Origin of the sequence: Asticcacaulis sp., assembly GCF_027484505.1 — a bacterium.
Lineage (GTDB): Bacteria > Pseudomonadota > Alphaproteobacteria > Caulobacterales > Caulobacteraceae > Asticcacaulis.
The window spans coordinates 36,327-61,696 of sequence record NZ_JAIXSV010000133.1; the positions used below are offsets into that span (position 1 = coordinate 36,327).

The following is a 25,370-nucleotide window of genomic DNA, read 5'->3' on the forward strand; positions in this document are numbered from 1 at the left end:
AAATCCGTGTCGTCATCCTTGCGGATTTCCGGTTCGGGGCGCAGTGGGGAAGGCCCGTAGCATAGTCTTTGCTACGGGCCAAATGGTTTTTAGGCGTACTTCTTGATCACTTCGTCGGCGACGTGCTGCGGCACGGGCTCGTAGTGGTCGTACACCATGGTGAACTGCGCACGGCCTTGCGACATACCACGCAGGGTATTCACGTAACCGAACATGTTCGCCAGCGGAACGAAGGCGTCAACGACGATGGCGTTACCGCGCATGTCCTGACCCTGGATCATGCCGCGACGACCGTTGAGGTCGCCGATGACCGAACCCAGATACTCTTCCGGAGTCACTACTTCGACCTTCATGATCGGCTCAAGCAGCTTCGGGCCGCCCTTTTCGCGCAGTTCCTTGAAGGCGGCGCGAGAAGCGATTTCGAAGGCCAGGACCGACGAGTCAACGTCGTGGTAGGCGCCGTCGATCAGGGTGGCCTTGAAGTCGATCAGCGGGAAGCCGGCCAGCAGACCGTTTTCCTTGGCCGATTCGAGGCCCTTGGTGACGCCCGGAATATATTCCTTCGGCACCGCGCCGCCGACGATGGCCGACTCGAACACGAAGCCCGTACCCGGTTCGCCCGGTTCGAACACCAGCTTGATGCGGGCGAACTGACCCGTACCACCGGTTTGCTTCTTGTGCGTGTAGTCGATTTCCGCCTTGCGGGTGATCGATTCGCGATAGGCCACCTGCGGCGCGCCGATATTGGCTTCGACCTTATAGGTGCGCTTCAGGATGTCGATCTTGATGTCGAGGTGCAGTTCGCCCATGCCCTTCAGGATCGTCTGGCCCGACTCGTGGTCGGTCGAAACGGTGAAGGACGGGTCTTCGGCGGCCAGCTTCGACAGGGCAACGCCCAGCTTTTCCTGGTCGGCCTTCGACTTGGGCTCGACGGCGATTTCGATAACCGGGGCCGGGAACTCCATGCGCTCCAGGATGACCGGCGACTTCAGCGGATCGCAGAGCGTGTCGCCCGTGCGGGTGTCCTTGAGGCCTGCCAGAGCAACGATGTCACCGGCATAGGCTTCCTTGATGTCTTCGCGGTTGTTGGAGTGCATGAGCAGCATACGACCAACACGCTCACGCTTGTCGCGCGTCGAGTTGAGCAGGCCCATGCCGGTTTCCAGCTTGCCCGAATAGATGCGGCAGAAGGTCAGCGAACCAACGAAGGGGTCGTCCATGATCTTGAACGCCAGAACCGACAGGGGTTCATCGTCCGAGGCCTTACGGGTGACTTCTTCTTCGGTCTTGTAGTCGATGCCCTTGGTCGCGGGGATATCGACCGGCGACGGCAGATAGTCCACAACGGCGTCGAGCAGCGTCTGAACGCCCTTGTTCTTGAACGCCGAACCGCAGAGGATCGGGAAGAAGGCCGAAGTCAGAACCGCCTTACGGATGCACTTTTTCAGGGTTTCTTCCGAGGGCTCATTGCCTTCGAGATAGGCTTCCATCGCCTCGTCGTCGAGTTCGACGGCGTTGTCGATGAGGTACTGACGGGCTTCGTTGGCCTTTTCGACCAGATCCGCCGGGATCTCTTCGTCGTGGTACGACGCGCCCAGACCGTCATTGTCCCACACCACGGCCTTCATGCGGACAACGTCCACAAGGCCCTTCAGCGAGGATTCCGAACCGATCGGGAACTGAATCGGCACAGCCTTGGCGCCCAGACGGTCGCGGATCGACTCGACCGACTTGTCGAAGTCGGCGCCGATCTTGTCCATCTTGTTGACGAAGACGATACGCGGCACGTTGTACTTGTCGGCCTGACGCCAGACGGTTTCGGTTTGCGGCTCAACACCGGCGTTACCGTCAAGCACGGCCACAGCGCCGTCGAGGACGCGGAGCGAACGCTCGACTTCGATGGTGAAGTCCACGTGGCCCGGCGTGTCGATAATGTTCAGGCGCTTGCCTTGCCAGAAGGCGGTCGTCGCGGCGGACGTGATGGTGATGCCGCGCTCCTGCTCCTGCTCCATCCAGTCCATGGTGGCAGCGCCATCGTGGACTTCGCCGATCTTGTGGCTCTTGCCGGTATAGTAGAGGATACGTTCCGTGGTCGTGGTCTTGCCGGCGTCGATGTGCGCCATGATACCAAAGTTACGGTAGTCCTCGATTTTGTGACTGCGGGGCATTGTACGGGCCTCAGACAAAAAGGGGATTTAAAAAAAGTGTGTAGGCACTATGCGTAAGCGCGGGAGACTTAATGAACAAAGTCGCCCGCGCCTTATAGACCTTTTTTGACAGGACCGTGACAGCCCTGTCCCGCAAGGAATTACCAGCGGTAGTGCGCGAACGCGCGGTTGGCTTCGGCCATCTTGTGCGTGTCTTCGCGCTTCTTGACCGCGGTGCCGCGGTTGTTGGAGGCGTCGAGCAGCTCACCGGCCAGCTTTTCGGTCATGGTGTTTTCACCACGCTTGCGCGCGGCGTTGACCAGCCAGCGGATGGCGAGCGCACGGCGACGGTCCGGACGGACTTCGACGGGCACCTGATAGGTGGCACCGCCGACGCGGCGCGAACGCACTTCGATCGACGGGGCGACGTTGTCGAGAGCCGCATGGAAGGTCTCGACCGCAGTTGCGTCCTTCTTCTTGGCTTCGAGGATGTCGAAGGCACCGTAAACGATGTTTTCGGCGACGGCCTTCTTACCTTCGTACATGACGTAGTTCATGAACTTGGTGACAACCAGATCCCCGAACTTGGGATCGGGCAGAACTTCACGCTTCTCTGCGCGGTGACGACGTGACATAGGTCTCTATCCTTACTTCGGACGCTTCGCACCGTAGTGCGAACGGCGTTGCTTACGGTTCTTGACGCCTTGCGTGTCGAGCACGCCGCGCAGGATGTGGTAACGGACACCCGGAAGGTCCTTCACGCGGCCGCCGCGGATCAGAACCACGGAGTGTTCCTGAAGGTTGTGGCCGACGCCGGGGATGTAGCACACCGATTCGATGCCGGAGGTCAGACGGACCTTGGCGACCTTACGCAGAGCCGAGTTCGGCTTCTTCGGGGTCGTGGTGTAAACGCGCGTACAAACGCCGCGACGCTGGGGCGAGCCCTTCAGGGCCGGCACCTTGTTACGCTTCGGGTTCGGCTTGCGCGGCTTGCGGATAAGCTGGTTAATCGTGGGCATTTAATCTCTTGCCTTAGATGGGGAGGCCTGTGCCGTTTGGCCGGGCGACCTCGGTTGGGATGTAGCCTTCAGAAGCATCGGAAACGACAAACACAAAAGCCGCAACCCGCGCTTTGGGGGTTACGGCGGGCACGCAGGCCCTTGTCTCAATCGCTCTGAAAACGGACCCTTGCAGGTCCCGCCTCAAAAAAGATTGGGGGGCTATACAGGAGCCCCCCCGGCGGGTCAAGCGGGATTCACGCCAGCGCCCCAAAGGCGGGCGAACAGGTGGGCATGGCTAAGGGCGTTACGACTGAACGCCCGCCGCCACATAGGCGGCCACGCCCTTGGGCGGCAGGATAAGGCGCAGCTGGCCGCCCTGCGCCGTCAGTTGCGCCGGCGCACCGAGGTCCAGTGCCGAAGCCCACACCCCCTCGCCCTTCGTCTCAAAGGTCTGAGGCGCGTTGGACAGGTTGATGAACACCAGCCCCTTCTGCCCCGCCTTCTGACGCGCGAACACAAGCGTCTCCTCCCCGGCTTTCGACAGAAGCGTAAACGTCCCGTCGGCCAGCACAGGATGCGTCTGCCGCGCCAGGTAGAGGGCGCGGTAGTATTCCAGCAGGCTGCCGCCTTCGCCGGTCTGCGACCTGACATTATGGGTGGCGGCATTGGTGGCATAAGCGCGATAGGGTTTGGCCGCCGTGGTAAAGCCGTGCCCGGCCGAGCCGTCCCAACTCATCGGGGCGCGCAGGCCGGGATCGTCGTACTTGCCATTATTGGCCAGCCCGATCTCTTCGCCGTAGTAGGAAAACGGCGTGTCAGACGCCAGCACCGAGACGGCCGCCGCCACGCGATAGCTGCCCGCGTCAAGATCGTTGATGAGGCGGTCGCCGACATAGGCGTCGTGGCTTTGCAGGACCAGTGGCATCAGGGGACGCTTGTCAGAGGCCAGTTGCGTCGCCAGCTTTGCCGACAGCTTGCCGTAGCGGGCGCTGGACTTGATCTCCTTCTGCGTGCCGAAGGCGAAAGAGTTCGTGCAGGCCTCACCGGCATAAAGGGCGGGCTGTTCGGAGGCTTCGCAGATCAGGTAACGGTTGGGATAGGCCTTGACCACCGCATTGACCTGTTTCAGCACCTCGATATTTTCCGGCTGATCCATATAGGCGGTGGGGCCGTTTTCGACCAGCATGGTCACGGCGTCGATGCGGAAGCCGTCCACGCCCTTGTTCAGCCAGAAGCGGAAATTGTCGGCGTGATAGTCGATCACCCGCTGATTTTTCAGGTTGAAGTCTGGCATCTGATCGTCGAACAGGCCGTAGAAATAGCCTTTGCCAACCTTATTTTGCCGCCACGGCCCCCAGGAAAAGCCCGCCCACTTCGGGTCCTTATCGGCGAAGATGTACCAGTCGCGGTAGGGCGAGGTTTTGGATTTCGCGGCGCTGAGGAAGATCGGATTGTCGTTGGCCGAATGGTTCATCACATAGTCGATGATGATGCCGATACCGCGCTTGTGCGCCTCGGCCACAAAGCGCTCGAAATCCGCCATCGTCCCATAGGCTGGATTGACGGCGCGATAGTCGTTGACGGCATAGCCGTGATCCTTGTCCGCCGACGGGTGCATGGGCATCAGCCAGATGCCGGTCACCCCCAGACTTTGCAGATAGTCGAGCCGCGAGGTCAGGCCGTTGAAATCCCCGATGCCGTCGCCATCGGAGTCCTGATAGGAACGAACGAATATCTCCATAAAGGTGGCGCTGCGGTTCCAGTGGGCAGGCAGGCCATTGTCGCGCGGCTGGGCGGCGACCGTCGATACGTCGATTTTGGCGGTTTGCGCCTGCGCAGTCGTGGCCAGCAGCGCGCACGCCACCGCTGCGCCTATCAGCGATTTCAATACCATTGTCCGTCTCCCTGTCTTTTGACGCAGGAAAACACAGGCGCCCATTGGCGAACAGACATCCGGCAGATGAATACGTATGCGGCGACCATCGGCAACTTGACGACCTCCACTCACAAAGCCTCAAAGATCAACCCTGAGTTAACTTATGAACTCTACCCTTGGCTAACTTTCTTCTGGAGGACGTCGTTATGGAAGTGACCAGCGCCACAACGAATACGAGTGCGGTTCAACAACCTGCCGCTCAATCTGCCTATGCTCAAAACAAAGACCGTTGGGCTGAGTTGGCCGCGACCGTTACAGACACGAGTGGCACATACAGCGATTCAGAGCGCGCGACCGCTTTCGATGCGATGCGAACTATGATTGGTAATGGCCAAACCAAGGGTATGGATAGCGCTGGCGGTGCCCTTTTCGAGCAAGCCGTTCAAAGCGACGTCGTTCAGCGGGTCATGGCTTACCAGCAACGCGAAGCACAAATGGCCGGCTCGCTGATTGCCGCCGGACGCGGCGACGAAGTCGCAGGCATGCAACTGAAGTTCTTCGACAGCTTGTCGAAAACAGACCAGCAGACCTATTTCACTATTCAGGTCAATCCGACGGACATGCTGACAGGCACCAAGCGCTATTCAAGCATCGACGGATATCGCTCCACCTTGCGCGCCCAGGATCAACTGGGGCGCTATCTGGCTTCCGCGCAATCAGATGGTAAGTCCGCGGTTTCTGACGCAACTTACGCACAAACTCTGAAACTCGCTTCCGGAAGCCAGAATGTCGAGGCGTGGGCCTCGCAAGTGCTCACGCTTTTCAGCGCGTCAGATGACAAAATTACCCTGTCCTCCGAGGCAAGGGGCATTTTGGGTGAGGCGTTTGAAAGCTCGAACCCTTCGAAGCCCGCCAGACATTATGAGCCCGGTTCCGTGGCATCCAAATTCGCCTGACGACCATATAGCTCGGCGAATGCTCTGGTTGCGCCTGTACCCCTTCGCGCGTGTGAAATCTGCTATGGCCGATAGCGACTCAGGGGTTAGCTGCGGCCGCTTAAGGAGCCCGGTTCCTCGGCGACGCGCGGTTGATCAGAATCGCTTTTGACATAGTGTTCGTTGGCCAGCCCCTTGCCGTTCGGCGTTTTGGGCTGCATCCGCTCGTCCTTGCTGTCTTTTTCGTCGCCATAGGCTTCGCCCTGTTCGCCGTTTGAAGGTTTGTCGCGCGAAAAATGCTCGCGGACATCGGCGGTTTCGGCCTTTTGCGGATCATCGGTCTCGTGTGGGGCGGTCATAGGTGTCTCCTGTTTGGCGAGCGGAAACAAAACGGCCCGGTCTGAGCCGGGGGACACTCAGACCGGGCCGTTTACTTTATGCGCGCTGTCAGATCAGCGTCGCAGGACAGGTTTGCTCGTTTCATGCCCGAACACCATACGTCGCCGGGCATCAAAAGGCGCGAGGCGAGGCGTTACCGCTTCGTAAGAAAGCGATCAGAGCGCACGCAATACCGGCTCAGCCTCATTCAGCGAAGCCTCCAGAATATCGACAATGCGGTCGATCTCGGCCTCGGTGATGATCAGCGGCGGGCACATGACGATGGTGTCGCGGATGCCGCGCACCATCAGGCCGTTCTTGATACAGATGTCGCGCACCACCGGACCGGCATGACCTTCGGCGCCCTTGAAGCGCAGGTTGGTGCCCTTTTCGGCGACGATTTCCACCGCCCCCAAAAGCCCGATGGAGCGCGCTTCGCCGACCAGCGGATGCCCGTCGAGGCGCTTCAAGGCCTTTGCCAGATAGGGGCCGGTCACTTCGCGCGTGCGCTCAATCAGGCCTTCGCGCTCGATAATGCCGATATTGGCCAGCGCCACGGCACAGGCCGCCGGGTGACCCGAATAGGTATAGCCGTGCACGAAGTCGCCGCCGGTCTTCAGCACCTCAACGATGGGCGACGACACGCCGACCGCCGAAATGGGCAGATAGCCCGACGACAGCCCCTTGGCCATGGCGATGATGTCCGGCTTGACGCCATAATGCTGGTGGCCGAACCACTGACCCAGACGTCCGAAGCCGCAGATGACTTCGTCGCAGATCAGCAGGATGCCGTACTTGCGGCACAGGGCCTCAACCTTGGGCCAGTAGCTTTCCGGCGGGATGACCACGCCGCCCGCGCCCTGCACCGGCTCACCGATAAAGGCCGCGACCTTGTCCGGCCCGACGCTGAGGATGCGGTCTTCGATATCCTGAACGCAGGCATCGGCAAAGGCGTCCGGGTCCTGACCAAAGCCTTCGCCGAACAGATAGGGCTGGCGCACGTGCTCGATGCCGGGAATGGGCAGGCCACCCTGTGCGTGCATAAAGGTCATGCCGCCCAGCGACGCCCCCGCAACGGTCGAGCCGTGATAAGCATTGCGACGTGAGATAAAGACCTGACGCTCCGGTTCGCCTTTCAGCGTCCAGTAGTGACGCACCAGACGAAACACCGTGTCATTGGCCTCAGACCCCGACGAGTTGAAAAAGACGTGTTTGAGGTCCGGATTGCCTAGGACCATCTTCTCGGCGATCTTGGCCGCCAGTCGCACAGCGGGGGCCGTCGCCGTCTTGAAGAAGGTGTTGTAATAGGGCAGTTCCAGCATCTGCTTATAGGCGGCTTCGGCCAGTTCGCTGCGCCCGTAGCCGACATTGACGCACCACAGCCCGGCCATGCCGTCCAGCAGCGATTTGCCGTCAATATCCGTGATCACACAGCCTTCGGCATGGGTGATAATACGGCTGCCGCCCAGTTGCTCCAGCAGCGCATAGTCGGCCTGCGCCGGCAGGTGGTGCGCCAGATCGAGCGCCTTCAGTTCGGCGGATTCGTTGTTTTTGAGCGGAAGATTCATGACGGGCGCTCCGTGACAGCATGGGTTTCACGGGACTATAGCCCCGCCCCGGCAAAAGCGGAATGGCCAAATCACGGGCGGGACAAAATTGTGATCACAATTTGCGGAAGGGGTTTAGCAATGCCTGGAAACGATAGCGGTGAGCGGGTTTTTAAACCACGAACGGCACGAACCTCGCGAACGTCGTTGCGTGGAAACTGTTGCGCGAAGCGCCCTCTTCCCTTCAGGGATGGATAGACGCTACCGCCTTTTCCAGCTTTTCGTGTTTTTCGTGGCCAACGACTTACGGGTATTGCCCCTTGCGAGCCTGCGACTCTCTCTGAACCACGGATAGACACAGATGACGAACTTCGTTCGTCTGGCACGGATATCCGTGTCGGCGGGCAAAGCCCGCCATCCGTGTGCATCCGTGGTGAAAACCCGTAGGCGTAACCCATTCCCAAATCGGAAGGGATAGAAACTAAATCGCGCTTCCGCGCACCGCTGCGCCGAGCAGGCGGAAGAAGACCTGGCGGTCAGGATAAAGCTCGGGTTGCCATTCCGGGTGCCACTGCACCCCCAGCATCTGCGCGCCGCCGATATTGGCGCTGAAGGCTTCGACCACGCCGTCCGGGGCCACGGCTTCGACGCTTAAGCCCTCGGCCAGCCGGTCAACGCCCTGAAAATGCACCGAATTGACCGTCAGCGCCTCACGCCCGACCGCGCGGGCCAACACCCCGTCGGGCGTCAGGGCCACCGGGTGCCGGTGATCAAACATGTCAGCAAAGCGCGCCTCAGCGGGCGCATGATGATCCAGCCGCCCGGAGCCCTCAGGTGCCGTCCCCAGATCCCGGCGCAGCGTACCGCCCAGCGCCACATTGATTTCCTGAAAGCCGCGACAAATCCCGAAGACCGGCTTGCCCATCAGGGTCAGACATTCGATCAGCGCAAACGACACCGCATCGCGTTCGGCGTCGAACGGCCCCTCCCCCTCGGCCTGACCGTAGCGGCGACTTTCGATATTGGAGGGCGATCCGGTCAGCAAAAGCCCGTCCAGTCGCGAAGCAACGGAACGGGCGTCAAAGAAACCAGTGATGGCCGGGATAAGTACGGCGGAACATTCGGCGTAGGTGGTGGCGGCGCGGACATAACGGTCCATCACCGCCTGCGCCATTTCGACGCCGAAGTCGCGGTGGCAGCAACTGATGCCGATGACCGGCAGGGCTTCGTGCATCCGCCGCTCCGTGCCGTGGCCTATTTGCGGCCGAACAGCCAGTCCAAGAGGCCACGCTTTTTGACCTGCGCCTGCGCCTTCTTGACTTCTTCCTGCACCTTGTGGGCCTCAGTCTGGGCCTTGGTCACGGCCTCTTCGACCGCCTCCTTGGCTTCGTTCAGCACCGGCCTGGCCTTCTCGACGGCTTCGTCCAGCTTGTCTTTGGCAGCGGCGGCGACCTCTTCGGCCTTGTGCACCGCTTCCTCGATCTTCGGCTTGGCGGCCTCGACCACATCGTCGAGTTTGGCCTTGGCTTGCTCGACAACCGGCTTGGCGGCTTCGGCGGCGTCTTCCAGCTTTTCCTTGGCCACGGCAGCGGCGGCGCTGGCGGTCTGGGCGGCCTTATCGAGCGCCGGCTTGGCGCGCTTGACGGCCTTGTCGATCTCGCCCTGAGCCGCTTCGACAGCCTTGGCGGCGCGGGTGCGGGCCTTTGTCACCTTGGGCTCAACGGCAGCAACGGTCTTAGCGGCACGGGTCGTCGAGCGAGCGGCCTTCTTGACCTCGGCTTCGACGACCTTTTCGGCCTTCTCGACCTTTGCCTTGGCGGTCTTGGCGGCCTTCTCGATCTTGGCGGTCGCCGCCTTGGTGGCGGTTTCGGCCTTTTTCGTCACGACGGCGGCGGTCTTGGCCGCCTTCTTGGCGGTGGCGTCAGCGGCCTTGACGGTCTTTTCGGTCGCGGCCTTCACAGCGGTTTCCACCGCCGGCTTTGGTGCGGGTGCCTTGCGCGCAATGGTCTTTTTGACCCCGGCATCCGCCGGAATTTCCGCTACCTTTGCCGTCTTCGTCTTTTTTTCCGTCGCCATTGCCTACTTTCCCATTGGCGTAAGGGCCCCCTTACGCATAAAAGACCGTTGAAACGCTTCCGTCACATCGAATCGGACGATCTGCAAAGCCTACAATGACTTATAATCCACAACAAATCATCGCAAAAGGCCCCCGTCTGGTGGCAGAAACCGCCGCCGAGGCCATCGACAACGATGCCTGGCTCGAAGGCGCGACCTATTCGATCCTCGAAGAGGATGAGGACCGCAATATCTGGCGCATCGACGCCTTCCCCACCACTGAGGAAGAAGATCAGCGTTTACAAGAGCTTCTGGCGGAATATCAGGAGCTGGTCGTCACAGCGGATCAACTGGCGGATGCCGACTGGCTGGCCATGGCCCTGTCGGGCCTGCCGCCGGTGCGCGCCGGACGATTCTTCGTGTACGGTATTCACGATCGCGGCAAAAAGCCGCTCAACGCGGTTAATCTGCGCATCGAGGCCGGGGCCGCCTTCGGAACGGGCCATCACGGCACGACGGTCGGCTGTCTGTGGGCCTATAATGACCTGCTTAAAAAGCATCGCTATGAGCGTGTGCTCGATGTCGGCGCGGGCACCGGCGTGCTGGCCATCGCCGCCGCCAAGACCGGCACCAAATACGCCGTCGGCACCGATATTGATGCCATCAGCGTGCGTATCTCCAACGAAAACGCCAAACTCAATTCGGCCGCGGCGCGCTTTGTGTGGGCAAACGGCCTGAACCACAAGGACGTGCGCAAGGACGCCCCCTACGATCTCGTCTTCGCCAATATTCTGGCGCGGCCTCTGGTTGGCCTGTCGCAGTCGATCAAGACGGCGCTCAAGCCCGGCGGCACGGTCATCCTGTCGGGTCTGCTGCGCACGCAGGAGCGCTTCGTCAAGGCCGCCTATCTGTCCAAGGGTTTCCGCGTCGTGCGCCGTATCCATCGTGATGCGTGGTGCACGCTGGTTATGCAGCGCGGTAGTTAATACCCGTAATCGGCCTTGCCGCCGGCCTTGGCCACCACCTCTATGCCGTCGATACGCATGGTCTTATCGACGGCTTTCAGCATGTCATACAGCGTCAGCGCCGCCACCGACACGGCGGTCAGGGCCTCCATCTCGACGCCCGTTTGCCCCGCCGTCTTCACCTCGGCGCTGAGGCGAAAGCCCGGCAGGGCCTCATCCATCACGATCTCCAGCCCCACCTTCGACAGGCTTAAGGGGTGGCACAGGGGGATCAGGTCCGCCGTCTTTTTGGCCGCCATAATGCCCGCAATCTCAGCCGTGGCGATCACCGCACCCTTGGGGGCCTTGCCGTCGCGCACAATGGCCAGGGTCTCAGCGGCGCAGAGCAGCCGCCCCTCAGCGCGGGCTTTGCGCGCCGTGACGGCCTTCGCGCCGACATCGACCATGTGGGCGCGGCCATCCTTGCCTATGTGTGACAGGCTGTTTTCGCTCATAATGTCCACCGTTTCAGATCATCGGCGTCTCTGGCCGTCGGTTCGACCCAGCGCGCAAAGCCCTCACCGACTTCGCGCTTCCACAGGGCCGCCTCGGACTTGAGCCGATCCATCAGATAGTCCGCCGCCTCAAAGGCCGCGCGCCGGTGCGCCGAAGCCACCGCCACAAACACAATCTCGTCTTCGGCCCGCACCTCGCCACAGCGATGCGCCACCAGCAGGGCCTGCACGTCAAAACGCTCTGCCGCGTCTTGCGCAATATCTTTCAGGCTCTGCTCGCTCATGCCGGGATACCAGTCGAGCCACAGGTGCGACACCGCGCCCTCTGTCGTTTCACCCCGAACGCGTCCGGAAAAGGTGACAATGGCCCCGGCTCCGCGGTTGGCTGCGACAAAACGCTCATAGAGGGCCTGCCCGTCCAGCGCCTGCGGCAACAACAGGGTTTCAACCACCGCCATGCCCTTAGCCTCCGGAAAAAACGGGGAAAAAGGCCACCTCATCGCCGTCCTGCAACGCACGGTCCTCGTGCGTCAGGGCCTGATTGACGCTCATCAGCACCCGCTGGACCTCCAGCGCCCCGGACGCAAAGGCCGGTTCCAGAACGCTGTGGCGCAGGTCAAACAACCGCGCGGACGTATCAGAAAGGTCGAACACGCGCTGCCGTTCGCCCATCACGTCGGCCACCTTGCCAAAAAAGAGAACTGTGACCTTCATAAAGCTACCGGTGGAAAACTGTTGGGGAAAATCGGTCGCCCACAAAATTACCTTATTCTTTTTTCACGAAAAGCTGTAAGTTGTATGCAGGCGGGCGATTTATTACCGCCATGCACGCGCGACGCGGGGGGTGTCAATGCCTGTAGGTTTTATTCTTTCCCGGGGCCGGTATTAGGTTCGTATGGCCATATTTAATTATCGTATTTTGCGGTTTCTGGCCAAGTCCGGCTTGATGGGGCGGCGCAACGTCAAGTTGTCGCTGGCCGATCCCAATGATCAGATTTCGTACAAGTCGCTGCTGCAACGCCCGCAGGTGCATCTGGACCACGACGCGCTGCTCAGCTTCTATGCGGGCAAGCGCATCCTGATTACCGGTGGCGGTGGGTCTATCGGCTCTGAAATCGCGCGTCAGGCCCTGCGTCTGGGGGCGGCGCACGTCACCCTGATCGATCACAGCGAACTGGCGCTTTACGATGTCGAGCAGTCGCTGAACCTGGAGTTTGGCAAGCCGCCGGTCAGCCTGATCCTGTGCTCAATCCGGCGCAAGGCGCGACTCGAAGCCATTTTCGTGGCGCAGAAGCCCGATGTCATCTTCCACGCGGCGGCGCTCAAACACGTGCCGATGGTTGAGATCAATCCGTCGGAAGGCGTGCTGACCAATGTCATGGGCACGCAATACGTGATTGACGCGGCTCAGGCCGCCAATGTGAAACAACTGGTGCTTATCTCGTCGGACAAGGCCGTGGCGCCGGCCTCGATGATGGGCGCGACCAAGCGCTTGGCCGAACACCTGATTTCGTCGCAGATGGGCCACCTCAATCAGGCCTGCGTTGTGCGCTTTGGCAATGTGCTGGGCTCGACGGGGTCTGTGGTGCCGCTGTTCCGGGCGCAGATCGAGCGCGGCGGGCCGATCACGCTGACCGACCCCAAGGTCGAACGCTTCTTCATGACCATTTTTGAGGCGGTGCAACTGGTCATGACGGCGGCCATGCACAACGCGACCAACCTGTCGGAAACGTCGAGCCTGTACATCCTCGAAATGGGTGAGCCGATCCGTATCTACGATCTGGCCAAGCGCATGATCGACATGTACGGCCTCAAGGTCGATAAGGACATCAAGATCGTCCTGACCGGTCTGCGCGACGGCGAAAAGATCACTGAGGCGCTGCTGGACGACAACGAAATCCGTGAGCCGCTGCGACCGGGTATCTTCAAGGTGGTCAATCAGGCGATGGACCTGCACCTGCCGCCTAACCTGATGAGCGAACTGTTCACGCTGGCCGAACGCGGCGAGGACGAAATCGTCAAGGCGCAGGTCTTCCGCTTCGTCAAAACCCTGCGTGACTACTCCCCGCCGCCACCGACACCGCAAACGGAAGAGGTGTAAAAAAACCCCGCTGTCGCAAGCGGGGTTTTTTAGAGCATTCGTCGGCTCAGTTGAGCCGCCGAATGGCTCTAAAGTTTTTGTTTTAACGCGCTTTTTTATCCGAAAAGTGCGTCACACATTTCGGCAAGCGCTTGCCTCAATCCTTATGCGGGTCTTCGGCATCGGGATCATCGGTGGTCAGGAATTCGAACCAGATCCCGTTCAAAATCCCGAAGGTCACGGCCAGACCGAGGCCCAGCACCCAGGTAAAATACCACATTTTGCAACTCCTTCCGGCTTTGCCTGCGGCAAAGCCTGACTTAGGAAAGCGAGGTATTTTCGACGGGCCGCCCCGAGAAAATGCCTCACGATGTTTAAAAGGGGGCGCGTGGGGGAAAGTTCGTTTCCCCCTCGACTTTAGTACAGGTCCGGATTCGTCTTCAACGCCTTCACTTCGATACGGCCGAACAGCACCTTATAGACCCACGCCGTGTAGAGCAGGACGATAGGCAGGAAGACCAGCGTCACCCCCAGCATGATGAACAGGGTGGTGTGCGAGCTGGAGGCCGTCCACACCAGCAGGCTGGAGCGGGCATCGACGGTCGAAGGCAGGATGATGGGGAACATCGAAACGCCCACGCTGCCGATAATGCCCAGCACGCCGATGGAAGACCCGATAAAGGCCCACGGATCGGCCTTGGTCTTCAGGCCCAGAAGCGCCAGCAGCGTGCCCACAAAGCCCAGTACCGGAGCGGCGATCATCCACGGATATTTGCCGTAGTTGAGGAGCCACGCGCCGGCTTCCTTGACGACTTCAGCATTGCGCGGATTGGACGGGCCATTGACGGCGACGTCACCCACGACCTTGAAGCCCAGACCGCCATAGGCGAGATAGACGCCACCCAGCGCATAGAGGACGATCACCGCCAGAGCCGCATAGACGCCATAGGTGATGGCGCGGTCACGCAGGGCACCCTTTTCGATCTTCAGCGACACCCAGGTTGCCCCTTGCAGCAGCAGCATGGCCACGGAGGTCAGGCCGCACAGGACGGTGAAGGGGCTGAACAGGCCGAGCAGGCCGCCCAGAAACTGATCGTGATAGGTGATGCGCAGGTCGCTATCGAGGCTGAACGGCGCACCCTGAAGCACATTGCCGACGGCCACGCCGAAGACCAGAGCCGGGACGAAGCCGCCGACGAACAGCGCCCAGTCCCAGTTGTTGCGCCACGCCTTGCCCGGCCGCTTGGAGCGATACTTGAAGCCGACCGGACGCAGGATCAGCGCCGACAGCACCAGGAACATGGCCAGATAGAAGCCGGAGAAGCTCACCGCATAGACGAAGGGCCAGGCGGCGAAGATGGCACCGCCCCCCAGGATGAGCCACACCTGATTGCCTTCCCAGGTGGCCGAGACGGTGTTGATCACCGCCCGGCGCTCTTCGTCGGTTTTGGCGACGAACGGCAGGGTCGCCAGCGTGCCCAGCGCATAGCCGTCCATAATGGCGAAGCCGATCAGCAGCACGCCCATGAGCAGCCACCAGATGACCCGCAAGGTCATGTAGTCGATAGGTAGTTCCATAAGGGTTACTCCTTTGTCTGCGCTTTATTCCGCCGGGCCAGTGACAGCCCCGCCCTGAAGCGGGCTGGCCTCTTCGGCGTCGTGCATACGACCGAATTTCGACGCATAGGGACCGGTCTTGATGGTCTTGACCAGCAGGCCGACTTCGATGACGGCCAGCGTGCCATACAGCAGGGTGAAGCCGACGATAGTCACCCAGATCTGACCGACGGTGAGGCTGGACGCGCCCATAAAGGTGGGCAGGACGCCTTCGACGGCCCAGGGCTGACGCCCCAGTTCGGCCAGCACCCACCCGGCTTCCGCCGCCAGCCACGGCAGCGGGATGGCCAGCACGCACAGGCGCAGGAACCAGCGGCTATGCTCGGCCTTGCGCAAGCTAACCAGCACGAAGGCCACAGCGAACAGGGCGATCATGGCAAAGCCGATCGCGGCCATCAGGCGGAAGGTCCAGAACATCACCGGCACATTGGGGATGGTGTCGAGGGCGGCCTTCTGGATGAGGGCGGCGTCGGCGGTACGCGGATCAGCGACGTACTTTTTCAGCAGATAGCCGTAACCGATGTCGCGCTTGTGCGCTTCGAACTGCGCGCGGGCGGCAAGGTCTTCGGGATTGACCTTCAGCTTTTCAACGGCGTCATAGGCAGCCACACCCGACTGGATACGGTGTTCAGCCGTTTCAACGAGGTCAAGGATGCCGATGACCGGACGGTCGAGCGAGCGCGTGGAGATCAGGCCCAGAACATAGGGCACCTTGACTTCCATATCGGTGTGCTGGGTCTTGAGGTTCGGAATACCGAACAGGGTCAGGCCCGCCGGAGCCGGCTCGGTGTGCCACATGGCCTCAAGCGCGGCCAGCTTCATCTTCTGGTTATCGGTCAGGGCATAGCCCGACTCGTCGCCCAGAACGACGACCGACAGCGAGGAGGCCAGACCAAAGGCCGCTGCCACCGCCATCGAACGCTTGGCGACCGACACCCACTTGCCCTTAAGCAGATAGATGGCCGATACGCCAAGCACGAAGACCGCCGCGATCACATAGCCCGCTGAGACGGTGTGCACGAACTTAGCCTGCGCCACCGGATTGAACAGCACGGCCATGAAGTCGGACACTTCCATCCGCATGGTGGCCGGGTTGAAATCCGCACCAACCGGGTTCTGCATCCAGCCGTTGGCGATCAGGATCCACAGGGCCGACAGGTTGGTGCCCAGTGCCACAAGGAAGGTCACCATCAGGTGCCCGACGCGCGACAGCCGGTCCCAGCCAAAGAACATCAGGCCGACAAAGGTCGCTTCGAGGAAGAAGGCCATCAGGCCCTCAATGGCCAGAGGCGCCCCGAAGATGTCGCCGACAAAGTGTGAATAATAGGACCAGTTGGTTCCGAACTGGAATTCCATGGTCAGACCCGTGGCCACGCCCAGCACGAAGTTGATGCCGAAAAGCGTGCCCCAGAAACGGGTAATGGTGCGCCAGATTTCGCGCCGCGTCAGCACATAGACGCTTTCCATGATGACCAGCATGAAGGAAAGGCCAAGCGTCAGCGGGACGAACAGAAAGTGATACAGCGCCGTCAAGGCGAACTGTAGCCTTGATAGATCGACCGTCATCATATCCATTTGAGATATATCCCTCGGGTTATTGGGGTTTTTAGATCACACGCTCCTGCGGCAAGGTGCAGCAGCAGAGTGGAAATTTGCCCCTTGATGTCCGAAATGGGCTAGGAGAAAACCCTTCCGGCCTACGAGCCTAAACATTCAGAGCATTTGGCGGCTCAGGTGAGTCGCCGCATCGCTCTGATTTTTAGTAACGCCTCATGTTTTTCCGAAAAGTGGTGTCCACTTTTCGGCATGAGGCTTTAAGCTGGGCCTGAGTATATGCCCCGCCCCTGAAACGCCCTATCGCACCAAATGTCGCACCCACGTCCCCGTACCCCTGAGACCCTTAAGGATGCTGCCCGCGACGCCGAAAAGAGTCGCGCCAAAGCTGTGCGTCAGACGCTGAAACTATGGGCCGATCCGGCGAAAAGACAAGTCACACTTGTGCGACAGCTTGAGATCGGGTCGGTCATATGCGCCACGGGCTTTGCCGCCGGACTGGCCCTGAGCCTTCAGGCGGTGCGCGCCGGTCAGTTTCCCTTGACGGGTCTGGCCTTATTGTTCCTCAGCCTGTGTCTCAGGGGTGTTATTTCCTACTATAATCAGGTCCTTAGCCTCAAATCGGCGCGCCTGATCATCGAAAGCCTGCGCCTGTCCCTGATGCGCAAAGCGCTGTCGGGGCGCGGCGTCGGGGCCTCTCAGATGGGGCGCATGACGGCGCTGTTTGAGCATACCGAAGCGCTTGAAGGCTATTATGCGCGCTTCGTTCCGGCACGGCAGGCGACGGCCCTGACGCCGCTTCTGGTCACCCTCGCTATTGGGGTGGCCTCGCCTCTGGCGGCCGCCATCATCCTCTTCACCCTGTGTCCCTTTGTCACACTGATGGCCCTGTCCGGAATGGCCACCGCCGCCGAATCCCGGCGTCAGCTTGCGGCCCTGACGCGGTTGTCGGGCCTGTTCGCCGACCGTCTGCGCCACCTGCCGCTGATCCGCGCGTTTGATAACGAAGCCGCGCAGGTCGAAAAGGTGCGGCGCGCTGCCCGCGATGTGTCGGAGCGCACCCTGTCGGTCCTGCGCATGGCTTTCACGGGTTCGGCCATACTGGAGTTTTTCGCCGCCCTGTCGGTGGCCCTGATCGCCGTCTATTGCGGGTTTGCCCTGCTGGGCCTGCTGCCCTTCCCCGTGCCGGCTGTTCTCGATTTCAATAAAGGCCTGTTCGGTGGCGACGCCTTTGCGCCGGCCTTCTTTGCTCTGGCGCTGGCCCCCGAAGTCTATCTTCCGCTGCGCCGCCTGAGCGCCGCCTATCACGAAGAACAGCAGGCGCGCGCCGCCGCCGAAGCCCTGATGGCGCTGGAGGCGCGACTGGAGACGCCGGACACGGTGCCGCTGACGCTCACCACCGCCCCGGCCCTGCGCTTTGATCAGGTCAGCGCTGCCTTTGCCGACGATCCAGCGCCCGTCTTCGCCCCGGTGAGTTTCAGCGCCGACAGCGGGGCCATCATCGCCCTGCGCGGCGAAACGGGGTCGGGCAAGTCCACCCTGCTGCGCCTGCTACTGGGGAACGGCGGAGACGTAGAGGCGCGCGGCCTTATCGAAATCGACGGTCAGCCTCTGACGCCTGCGCACGACCTGTCGCCCAGCCTGGCGTGGATGTCGCAGCACACGCCGATCCTGCCCGGCACCCTGGCCGACAATCTGCGCCTGTCGCACCCGCAGGCCAGCGACACCGAGGTGCAGCGAGTGATCGCCCTGACCGGGCTTGCGGCGCTGGTGGCGGCGCGCGGGCTTGAGACACCGCTGGATGAGCGCGGCTCAGGCCTCTCCGGTGGCGAGCGGCGGCGCATCGGTCTGGCGCGCGCTCTGCTCAAACCCGCGCCCCTGCTTCTGCTTGATGAACCCACCGCCGATCTTGACCCGCAGGCCGAAGCTGCCCTGATCGCGGCCATCCGCACCGCCGCCACAGGCCGCACCGTGATCATGGCCACCCATTCCGAGGCGCTGGCCGCCATCGCCACGCACGAGGTGCGGTTATGAGCGCCTTCAAAGCCTATTTTGCCGACCTGAAACGCCGTCAGCGTTCGTCCCTGATCGTTGCCTCAGTCTGCGCGGCAGGCGTGTCGATCGCGGCCACCACCCTGCTCGGCCTGTCCGGCTGGTTTCTGGCCGGAGCCGCCATAGCCGGAGCGGCGGGCGGCGCGGTGATGATGGCCTTCAACTATCTGCTGCCCTCGGCGGCCATTCGCGGACTGGCCATTGCGCGCACCGTCATGCGCTATTTCGAGCGCCTGAGCGGCCATACGGCGGGCTTACGTACTTTGGCGGAGTTGCGTCCGTGGCTGTTTGAGCGGGTAAGCCATGCACCGCTGCGCTTCAGCCGGGGCGAGACCTCGGCACGGCTGGTGCAGGATGTCGGGCAACTGGAAAACGCACTGGTGGCGCAAAGCCACTGGGCCTCAGCGCTGGGTGGGCTGATCGCGGCGCTGATCCTGAGCCTGCTGCTGTCGCCTCTGGCCACCCTGATTGCGGCGGCGGGCATCGGTGCGCTGATCGGCCTGTCGCGCCGCGTCACACCCATCCCCACAACGGGCCTGCCCGAACTGGGGGCGCTGAAAGACAGCGTGCACGAAACCCTGCCCTTCCTGCCCGACATCGCCGCCTATCGGTTATCAGAGCGGTTTATAGCGCGATTATCAGAGCAGGAGACGGCGCTACGCACAGCACGTGAGGCGCAGGCGCGCACTGAAAGCCTGCCGGTCCTGCTGAACCTGAGCGTGCTGGCCGCCACCCTGAGCCTGATGGTGATGACCCACGCGCGGGCTCCCATGCCGATGCTGGCGCTCGGCCTGCTGGTGACGACGGTGGCCTTCGAATCGACCGGCCCGCTTCTGAAGGCCGTGGCGCAAAAGCGCCTGTTCTCCGAGGCCGAAGCGCGGGTGGCGGAACTGGGCGACGCAGAGGCCGTGCCACCCACGCCGCGCACGGGGTCGGTTCTGCGCTACGGCGGGCACGACTACAATCTTGGCCCGCAGACGCGCCTTCTGATCAGCGGCGCGTCGGGATCGGGCAAGACGCGTCTGATCGACGCCCTGATCGGTTTGCGCCCGATGGACGAGGTGCCGGGGCTCACCGCCCTGCCCGACCTGCGATTCAGCCTGTTGCCGCAGGACGCGCCGGTGCTCAATGGCACCATCGGCGATAATCTGCTGATGGCCCTGTCGCCGCAGGAGATCGCGGCGGAAACGCCGGAAAGCCTGACGGCGCGGGTGTGGGCCGCGCTGGAGGCGGCGCAACTGAAAACCCGTGTCGCGGCCATGCCCAAGGGCCTGCACCAATGGATCGGCGACGGCGGCGTGACCCTGTCGGGCGGTGAGCGCAAGCGCCTCAGCCTCGCCCGCGCCCTGCTGCGTCAGGCCGATGTGCTGGTGCTGGATGAGCCGACCGAGGGGCTGGACGCTGCCACCGAAGCCGCCGTCACCGAGGCGGTCGAAGGGCATCTTAAGCGCACGGGTCAGGGCCTGATCCTCGTCAGCCACCGTCCGGGCCCGCGACGGCTGTGCGATCAGGAACTCTTGATTGACTCTTATTTCCTACTCCCCCGGCGTGCCGGGGGAGGTGGCGCGCCGAAGGCGTGACGGAGGGGGGCCGGAGGCATATCCTCATGCGCATATCCCCGTTTCACGAGCCCCACCACCACCGCATCCGCATCGGCGGTCCGATTATCGCCTTTGGCGGCTCGCGCAGTCCCTCCCCGACACGTCGGGAAGGCACAGGGGTAGCTTTCGCCCGTCTCTTCGCCTAAAACCCGGCTAAACGACCCGAAGGACACGTCTGATGATCGCATTCGCCCTGCATGGCGGCGCCGGGGCCAAGGCCGGCCGCGACTATGGCCGCGAAATCACCCACATGAAGGGGCTGGCCAAGATTGCGCGTCACAACCTTCATAACGGCGCCCGCGCGCTGGATGTGGTCACCGAGACCGTGCGCTCGCTCGAAGACTCCGGCCTCTATGTGGCCGGCAAAGGCGCGTCGCCCAATGCCGCCGGTGTGTTTGAACTGGACGCCAGCCTGATGAGCGGGGCGGACCGTCGCGCCGGAGCGGTCGCCGCACTGGCTGGGTACAAGAACCCTGTCGCTATCGCCCGCGCCGTGATGGAAAAGACGCCGCACGTCCTGCTGGCCGGCGATGGCGCGCGGCAATTTGCCGAAGCGCAGGGCTTTGAGACGGTGACCGACGACTATTTCACCCGCGCCGGGGCTTTTGAGTCCAACTATCCGCCGGGGACACTGGCGCACGGGACGGTCGGGTGCGTGTGTCTCGATTCCTATGGCGATCTGGCGGCGGCGACCTCGACGGCCGGCGTGTTCGGCAAGCTGCCGGGCCGCGTCGGCGACACGCCGATCATCGGGGCGGGCACCTGGGCCGACGACCACGCCGCCATCTCCTGCACCGGTCAGGGCGAATACTTCCTGCGCGTTCAGGCCGCCGCACAGGTGGCCTTCCGTATCGGGGCCGGTCAGGGCGCGTTCGAAAGCGCCGGTCAGGTGCTGGAGCAGATCGCGCGCATGGGCGGCGAAGGCGGGCTGATCGTCGTCACCCGCTCCGGTGAGGTGCATACCCCCTTCCGCTCGGCGGGCATGAAGCGCGCCTGGTTCAGCGGTGATGGGGATATTGTTTCCGAGGCGTTTTAGGTTTTGAACCACGGATAGACACGGATGACCGCCTTCGGCGGTCCCACGGATATCATGGTTTAGAGCGGGATGATTTTAAGTGGAAGCACCATCCCGCTCTAAGTTTCTGTTTTGTCGCGCAATTTCTCCGAAAAGTGCATCGCACTTTTGGCTTCGCCGAACTTCGTTTCGGAAGGCGCTCTAAAACGGACACATAGCTCTCTGTGACCTATATCCGTGTCAGGGCCCGCGCAGCGGGTCCATCCGTGCTATCCGTGGTTAAACTTCTCTGCTTTTGCCGCCTAAGCCGCGATCTTGCCCTTAAGGCCGACGCAGACGACATTGACGAGGCTTTCCAGCGTCATCTGCGCCTTGTCGAGGTCGGAGCGCGACAGGTCGGCCCCGTCGAGGCGCGCCTGACGCAGATCGGCGCGTTGCAGATTGGCCCCGCGGATGCGCGCCTCTCTGAGGTCCGCCGGGAACAGCCGGTCACCGGCCAGCCTCAGCGGCCCGATATTGGCCCCCTCCAGATTGGCCCCGTCCATCCGCACGCCCTTCATCTGCGCGCCGCGCAGGTCGGCCCCGCTCAGGTCGCAATTGCGCAGGTCCGCCCCTTCGAGGTGCGCGCCCTGCAACTGAATACCGCGCATATCGAGGCCGTAAAACACCGCCCCTTTGGCCGATAGCGCCGCCAGATTGAGCCCGCTGATGGATTTGAGCGCGCGCAGATCGGCCTTGTCAAAGGCCGACGGCTTGCCCGCCTTGCCCACACTATCGACCCATTCGGCGTGCTCCCGGATCATCTCGTCATAGGGCAGACGGCTGACGTCCGTCCCGGCGGCCTTTTCGGTCAGCACACCGCTCAGATTGGTCTGTGAGGCGTTCCAGCTCTCGGTCTTGGTGCCGATCATCACCGCGTCTTTCAGCGATGCACCGCTGACATCGCAGCCCGACATGTCCGCACCGGACAGGTCGCAATTGTCCATGATCGCCTGTTTGAGATTGGCGCGGACCAGCTTGCACGATTTGAGGATGGCGTCGGTGAAATCGGCCTTCATGGCCTGAATCCCCGACAGCTTGGAGCGCTCCAGATTGGCCCCGCGCAGATTGGTAAACCCGGCGTCCGACACGCGGGTGGACACTTCGACATAGGCCAGACCCGCCGCCTTGTCCGGCAGGGCCAGCGCCCCTTCGCGCAGATCGGCCTCAAACAGGTCCACATCGGCCAGATTGGCCCCGCGCAGGCAAGCCCCGCGCAAATCCGTGCGACGCAAGGAGGCGCGGGTCAGATTGGCCATCTGCATATCGACGCAATAGAGGTTCGACTGATCGAGCAGCGCGCCTGACACATCTGCGCCGACCATGATGGCGGCGGTGAAATCGGCGTCGCGCAGGTCGCGCCCGCGGAAATCCAGCCCCGACACGTCCATCCACGCGAAAACGGCCCGCGCACCTCCGGGCTTCATAGCCTTGAGACGCTCGTGCTTCTGGCAGATCGCGTCCACCTGCGCCTGGGTCAGACGGGTGTAGCGTGACTGTCCGGTGGTGGCGCTCATGCGCGGGGACGGACCTTTCGAGAGGGTTTTGATTAACCCTACTGAAAAAGCCTAAATCAGGGCTTAACCGGCAGATTATTCACAAAATCGGCAATCAGGGTCGCGGCCTCTTCGGCCATCACCCCGGTTTCGACCGTAAGTCCGGCCTCGCTCATGCGCGCAATGCCGAGGTGCGCGGCATAGGGCGACGGGTCATGACAGGCGAAGACGACGCGGCGGACCCCCGCTTCGACCAGTCGCTGCGAACAGGACAGGCCGCCGTGAGAGCGTGCGCCACAGGGTTCCAGCGTCACATAGGCCGTGGCCCCTTCCGCGCGGTTATCGAGTTGCGCCAGCGCCGCCTCTTCGGCGTGCGGTCGCCCGCCGTCACCCGTGGCGGCTTCGGCGATGACGACACCGTCCCTGACGATGACGCAGCCGACCGGCGGATTGGGCACGGTGCGCCCCTGTTGGGCTGTGGCCAGCGCAATGGCCCGCGCCATGTGGCGGGTATCGCTCATCGCCCCGCCCTTCCCCTACCCCTGCAAAACCGGCACAGGATTCGCACGCTCGGCATCGAGATATTTCGCCGACACGGGCGTCAGCGCCGCATCAAGGTCGATGACCAGCGGGTTCGAGGTCGGCACTTCGACCTCCAGAATCTCGGCCTCACCCAGGTTGAACAGCAGCTTGATAATGGCGCGGATCGAATTGCCGTGCGCCGCCACCAGCACCGTATCCCCGGCCTTCAGCGCCGGCACAATCGAGCCGTCCCAGAAGGGCAGCACGCGGTCCAAAGTCGTCTTCAGGCTCTCGGTCAGCGGCAGGACCGAACCGGCATAGCGGCGATCCTTCGAGAAGTCATAGGCGCTGTCGGCCGACAGTTCGGGCGGCGGCACGTCGTAGGACCGGCGCCAGATCTTCACCTGCTCATCACCGTGCAGGGCGGCGGTTTCGGCCTTATCAAGCCCCGTCAGACCACCATAGTGGCGCTCATTGAGGTGCCAGTCCTTGATCACCGGCACGTAGGACTGCCCGGCGGCATCGAGCGCCAGATTGCAGGTGCGGATGGCGCGCGTCAGCACCGAGGTAAAGGCGCGGTCGATCTCGATCCCCTCGGCCTTGATCAGCTCTCCGCCCTTGACCGCCTGCGCTTCGCCTTCGGCCGTCAGATTGACGTCCACCCAGCCGGTGAAGCGGTTTTCGAGGTTCCACTGGCTCTGGCCGTGACGGAGGAGAATGAGTTTGGGCATCCGGACACCTTTAGAATAAACGACGGTTCCTGCTATAGGATCAGGCCACCTGCGGGTCAACCGCATCACCGGCACGGATCAGCCCCGGCGACACCACGCGGCAATAAAGGCCGCAGTCGCGGTGACCATAGTGGGTCCACAGCGCCTGCACCATCTCGGCATCGCGCTGCGCCGTCTGCGGGTTCACGTGCGTCGCCACACAACGCACAATGGGTTTCAACACCTCCAGCAGAGGCCCCTCTTCCCCGATGCGCAGCGCCTTGCCCACAAAGGCGTGGTCTTCAAACCCTGACCACCCCTCGACCCAGATATTGGCGCGCAACCGCAAGGGATCTAGGTCGATGCCCATGCGCGCGGACAGGTCGCGCACGCTGTTCAGATTGAGGATCGACACAAAGCCTTTGGCCGAGTCGGTGAAGCGATAATGATCGACCGCGCCTTCGCGGATATCGAGAAACCGCAGGGGCTGCGCCACCGGGTCGTAATCCTCATGCGCCGCCAGCACGGTTTCGATATGCCGCTCCAGCGCGTGACGCCCGGCGGGTTGCGCAATATCGAAGGAGCGATCATCGACGAACAGACGCTCTGTGATCTCATCATAACGGGTGCGCAGCCGCGCCACGGCGGGATAGCGCGCCAGCACGGCGTACTTCATCTTGGAGAGGAATTTCGGGTCATCGCGGTCATAACCCGAGGGCCCGACCTCAAGCGCAAACAGACGATCGAAAGGGAAGAAGCCATCGACCGTCAGGCAGGTCTCCGCCACGGGTTCGGGCGTAAAGCCCTTAACCGGATGCCGCCACAGGGAGTCGATTTTACCATTGGTCGGGTGCATGGATGAGCCTTAGCGCAGCGCGCGGCTAAAATATACCCATCGGTTGCCCATTGAACGCGCGTCTTACTTTCGGGCCATTGGCCGCTTTTCCCACCAGACATAGGCCGCGTAGAGACCGAAAAAAGCAGGTAGGAACAGTATGACTATGGTTGTCAGCCACTCTTTCGTCATGAATTGCCACAGGCCCGGCAAGTCCATATCCCGAAAAGCCCATACGCCGATGGGGACGAACAAACAGGCCAGCGCGGCAAACTGCACGGCGGGCCTGACCTTGAAATGGTCCAGCCACATCCCGACCGGCACGCCAAGCCAGAAAAGGGCATAGACCTGGCCCTGCGTAACGGCCCAGATCACCACCAAAAGTGAGACCAGCGTTGCGAATATCCTGAGATACATAAGCCCCCCGAAAAACTGAAATCTTCAGCCAAGA

The 25,370-nt window shown here is 62.2% G+C and carries 25 protein-coding genes; 6 read left to right on the plus strand and 19 right to left on the minus strand.

The window, feature by feature from the left end:
• Positions 1-89: 89 nt before the first annotated feature.
• From fusA to Q0072_RS08765, 4 genes are all read right to left on the minus strand, one after another.
• Positions 90-2,168 (minus strand): elongation factor G, encoded by a 2,079-nt coding sequence (gene fusA / locus Q0072_RS08750; RefSeq protein WP_013478454.1) that lies wholly within the window; start codon positions 2,166-2,168, stop codon positions 90-92.
• Positions 2,169-2,308: 140 nt separating this feature from the next.
• The gene (gene rpsG / locus Q0072_RS08755) at positions 2,309-2,782 is read right to left on the minus strand and encodes a 30S ribosomal protein S7 (protein WP_013478453.1); all 474 of its coding nucleotides are present in this window, start codon (positions 2,780-2,782) and stop codon (positions 2,309-2,311) included.
• Positions 2,783-2,794: 12 nt separating this feature from the next.
• Positions 2,795-3,166: a 30S ribosomal protein S12 gene (rpsL, locus tag Q0072_RS08760; protein ID WP_013478452.1), complete on the minus strand. Its 372-nt coding sequence runs from the start codon at positions 3,164-3,166 to the stop codon at positions 2,795-2,797.
• A gap of 286 nt (positions 3,167-3,452) precedes the next feature.
• Positions 3,453-5,042, minus strand: coding sequence for an alpha-amylase family glycosyl hydrolase (locus Q0072_RS08765; protein WP_298328615.1), 1,590 nt, complete (start codon positions 5,040-5,042; stop codon positions 3,453-3,455).
• A gap of 188 nt (positions 5,043-5,230) precedes the next feature.
• Here Q0072_RS08765 and Q0072_RS08770 point away from each other — a divergent pair, with 188 nt between their 5' ends.
• Positions 5,231-5,980: a hypothetical protein gene (locus Q0072_RS08770; RefSeq protein WP_298328618.1), complete on the plus strand. Its 750-nt coding sequence runs from the start codon at positions 5,231-5,233 to the stop codon at positions 5,978-5,980.
• Positions 5,981-6,066: 86 nt separating this feature from the next.
• On the opposite strand, the gene Q0072_RS08775 is transcribed toward Q0072_RS08770, so the two are convergent.
• From Q0072_RS08775 to Q0072_RS08790, 4 genes are all read right to left on the minus strand, one after another.
• Positions 6,067-6,318, minus strand: a complete 252-nt coding sequence (locus tag Q0072_RS08775; protein WP_298328621.1) for a hypothetical protein — start codon at positions 6,316-6,318, stop codon at positions 6,067-6,069.
• A 195-nt stretch (positions 6,319-6,513) separates the two neighbouring features.
• The gene (locus tag Q0072_RS08780; protein ID WP_298328624.1) at positions 6,514-7,905 is read right to left on the minus strand and encodes an aspartate aminotransferase family protein; all 1,392 of its coding nucleotides are present in this window, start codon (positions 7,903-7,905) and stop codon (positions 6,514-6,516) included.
• A 460-nt stretch (positions 7,906-8,365) separates the two neighbouring features.
• Entirely contained in the window at positions 8,366-9,118 is a 753-nt protein-coding gene (locus tag Q0072_RS08785; RefSeq protein WP_298328627.1) for a gamma-glutamyl-gamma-aminobutyrate hydrolase family protein, read from the minus strand.
• A 20-nt stretch (positions 9,119-9,138) separates the two neighbouring features.
• The gene (locus tag Q0072_RS08790; RefSeq protein ID WP_298328629.1) at positions 9,139-9,960 is read right to left on the minus strand and encodes a hypothetical protein; all 822 of its coding nucleotides are present in this window, start codon (positions 9,958-9,960) and stop codon (positions 9,139-9,141) included.
• A 95-nt stretch (positions 9,961-10,055) separates the two neighbouring features.
• Between Q0072_RS08790 and Q0072_RS08795 the strand changes: the two genes are divergently transcribed.
• Complete coding sequence (locus tag Q0072_RS08795) at positions 10,056-10,925, plus strand: 50S ribosomal protein L11 methyltransferase (RefSeq protein ID WP_298328632.1); 870 nt, start codon at positions 10,056-10,058, stop codon at positions 10,923-10,925.
• On the opposite strand, the gene moaC is transcribed toward Q0072_RS08795, so the two are convergent.
• Genes moaC through Q0072_RS08810 form a run of 3 tightly spaced genes read right to left on the minus strand, consistent with a single transcriptional unit; the run spans position 10,922 to position 12,112 of the window.
• The gene (moaC, locus tag Q0072_RS08800) at positions 10,922-11,398 is read right to left on the minus strand and encodes a cyclic pyranopterin monophosphate synthase MoaC (protein WP_298328635.1); all 477 of its coding nucleotides are present in this window, start codon (positions 11,396-11,398) and stop codon (positions 10,922-10,924) included. The genes Q0072_RS08795 and moaC overlap by 4 nt on opposite strands.
• A complete protein-coding gene (locus Q0072_RS08805; protein ID WP_298328638.1) occupies positions 11,395-11,856 on the minus strand; it encodes a molybdenum cofactor biosynthesis protein MoaE in 462 nt (153 codons plus the stop codon). Before Q0072_RS08805 ends, moaC begins: the two co-directional genes overlap by 4 nt.
• Before the next feature lie 4 nt (positions 11,857-11,860).
• Positions 11,861-12,112 carry a MoaD/ThiS family protein gene (locus tag Q0072_RS08810; RefSeq protein WP_298328643.1) on the minus strand — a complete coding sequence of 84 codons (252 nt, stop codon included), beginning with the start codon at positions 12,110-12,112 and terminating at the stop codon, positions 11,861-11,863.
• A 181-nt stretch (positions 12,113-12,293) separates the two neighbouring features.
• Between Q0072_RS08810 and Q0072_RS08815 the strand changes: the two genes are divergently transcribed.
• Positions 12,294-13,499: a polysaccharide biosynthesis protein gene (locus tag Q0072_RS08815; protein WP_298328646.1), complete on the plus strand. Its 1,206-nt coding sequence runs from the start codon at positions 12,294-12,296 to the stop codon at positions 13,497-13,499.
• 136 nt (positions 13,500-13,635) lie between these two features.
• Here the strand turns inward: Q0072_RS08815 and cydX are convergent, their stop codons facing one another.
• The 3 genes from cydX to Q0072_RS08830 form a co-directional block, all read right to left on the minus strand.
• Positions 13,636-13,758, minus strand: a complete 123-nt coding sequence (gene cydX, locus Q0072_RS08820; protein ID WP_126419631.1) for a cytochrome bd-I oxidase subunit CydX — start codon at positions 13,756-13,758, stop codon at positions 13,636-13,638.
• A gap of 137 nt (positions 13,759-13,895) precedes the next feature.
• Positions 13,896-15,056 carry a cytochrome d ubiquinol oxidase subunit II gene (gene cydB / locus Q0072_RS08825; protein WP_298328651.1) on the minus strand — a complete coding sequence of 387 codons (1,161 nt, stop codon included), beginning with the start codon at positions 15,054-15,056 and terminating at the stop codon, positions 13,896-13,898.
• A gap of 24 nt (positions 15,057-15,080) precedes the next feature.
• The gene (locus tag Q0072_RS08830) at positions 15,081-16,670 is read right to left on the minus strand and encodes a cytochrome ubiquinol oxidase subunit I (protein WP_298328653.1); all 1,590 of its coding nucleotides are present in this window, start codon (positions 16,668-16,670) and stop codon (positions 15,081-15,083) included.
• 291 nt (positions 16,671-16,961) lie between these two features.
• Between Q0072_RS08830 and cydD the strand changes: the two genes are divergently transcribed.
• From cydD to Q0072_RS08845, 3 genes are all read left to right on the plus strand, one after another.
• Positions 16,962-18,683, plus strand: a complete 1,722-nt coding sequence (gene cydD, locus Q0072_RS08835; RefSeq protein WP_298328656.1) for a thiol reductant ABC exporter subunit CydD — start codon at positions 16,962-16,964, stop codon at positions 18,681-18,683.
• Positions 18,680-20,281 carry an ATP-binding cassette domain-containing protein gene (locus tag Q0072_RS08840; RefSeq protein ID WP_298328659.1) on the plus strand — a complete coding sequence of 534 codons (1,602 nt, stop codon included), beginning with the start codon at positions 18,680-18,682 and terminating at the stop codon, positions 20,279-20,281. The genes cydD and Q0072_RS08840 overlap by 4 nt, the downstream gene beginning before the upstream one ends.
• 199 nt (positions 20,282-20,480) lie before the next feature.
• On the plus strand, positions 20,481-21,338 hold the full coding sequence (locus Q0072_RS08845) for an isoaspartyl peptidase/L-asparaginase (RefSeq protein ID WP_298328664.1): 858 nt from the start codon (positions 20,481-20,483) through the stop codon (positions 21,336-21,338).
• 281 nt (positions 21,339-21,619) lie between these two features.
• On the opposite strand, the gene Q0072_RS08850 is transcribed toward Q0072_RS08845, so the two are convergent.
• The 5 genes from Q0072_RS08850 to Q0072_RS08870 all read right to left on the minus strand — a co-directional run bounded on the left by Q0072_RS08850 (position 21,620) and on the right by Q0072_RS08870 (position 25,336).
• A complete protein-coding gene (locus tag Q0072_RS08850; protein ID WP_298328667.1) occupies positions 21,620-22,873 on the minus strand; it encodes a pentapeptide repeat-containing protein in 1,254 nt (417 codons plus the stop codon).
• A gap of 56 nt (positions 22,874-22,929) precedes the next feature.
• Positions 22,930-23,373 (minus strand): bifunctional diaminohydroxyphosphoribosylaminopyrimidine deaminase/5-amino-6-(5-phosphoribosylamino)uracil reductase RibD, encoded by a 444-nt coding sequence (locus Q0072_RS08855; RefSeq protein WP_298328670.1) that lies wholly within the window; start codon positions 23,371-23,373, stop codon positions 22,930-22,932.
• Between the two features lie 15 nt (positions 23,374-23,388).
• Positions 23,389-24,105 (minus strand): 2,3-diphosphoglycerate-dependent phosphoglycerate mutase, encoded by a 717-nt coding sequence (gene gpmA / locus Q0072_RS08860; RefSeq protein WP_298328673.1) that lies wholly within the window; start codon positions 24,103-24,105, stop codon positions 23,389-23,391.
• Positions 24,106-24,145: 40 nt separating this feature from the next.
• A complete protein-coding gene (locus Q0072_RS08865; protein WP_298328676.1) occupies positions 24,146-24,940 on the minus strand; it encodes an MOSC domain-containing protein in 795 nt (264 codons plus the stop codon).
• A 63-nt stretch (positions 24,941-25,003) separates the two neighbouring features.
• The gene (locus Q0072_RS08870; RefSeq protein WP_298328679.1) at positions 25,004-25,336 is read right to left on the minus strand and encodes a hypothetical protein; all 333 of its coding nucleotides are present in this window, start codon (positions 25,334-25,336) and stop codon (positions 25,004-25,006) included.
• Between the last annotated feature and the right edge of the window lie 34 nt (positions 25,337-25,370).